1 protein-coding gene is annotated in these 653 nt (G+C 61.3%); it reads left to right on the forward strand.

Going from position 1 to position 653, the window contains the following annotated elements:
- Positions 1–653, forward strand: a 653-nt coding sequence (locus ABD191_RS29055; protein ID WP_344089176.1) for a non-reducing end alpha-L-arabinofuranosidase family hydrolase, incomplete at both ends; no start/stop codon positions are given.

Consider the following 653-nt stretch of genomic DNA (forward strand, 5'->3'; position numbering starts at 1 on the left):
CAGAACGGGATGAGTCAGGCGGCGGTGGCGCCGACGTTGTTCTACTTCGCGCCGAAGAACATCTGGGTGTTGGCCTACCAGTGGGGTCAGTGGCCGTTCATCTACCGCACCTCCAGCGACCCGACCAACCCGAACGGGTGGTCTTCGCCGCAGCCGCTGTTCACCGGCAGCATCTCCAACTCCAGCACCGGTCCGATCGATCAGACGTTGATCGCCGACGACCAGAACATGTACTTGTTCTTCGCTGGTGACAACGGTCGGATCTACCGGGCGAGTATGCCGATCGGGAACTTCCCGGGCAGCTTCGGTTCGTCGTACACGACGATCATGACGGACTCGACGAACAACCTGTTCGAGGCTGTCGAGGTGTACAAGGTTCAGGGTCAGAACCAGTACCTGATGATCGTTGAGGCGATCGGGTCGAACGGTCGGTACTTCCGGTCGTTCACGTCGTCGAGCCTGAGTGGTTCGTGGACCCCGCAGGCCGCCAGCGAGAGCAACCCGTTCGCGGGCAAGAACAATGTCTCGTTCCCTGGTGGGTCGTGGACCAACGACATCAGCCACGGTGACCTGGTGCGCACCAACCCCGACCAGACCAAGACGATCGACCCGTGCAACCTGCAACTGCTCTACCAGGGCAAGAACCCCAGCGC

The organism is Luedemannella helvata, from assembly GCF_039528415.1.
Lineage (GTDB): Bacteria > Actinomycetota > Actinomycetes > Mycobacteriales > Micromonosporaceae > Luedemannella > Luedemannella helvata.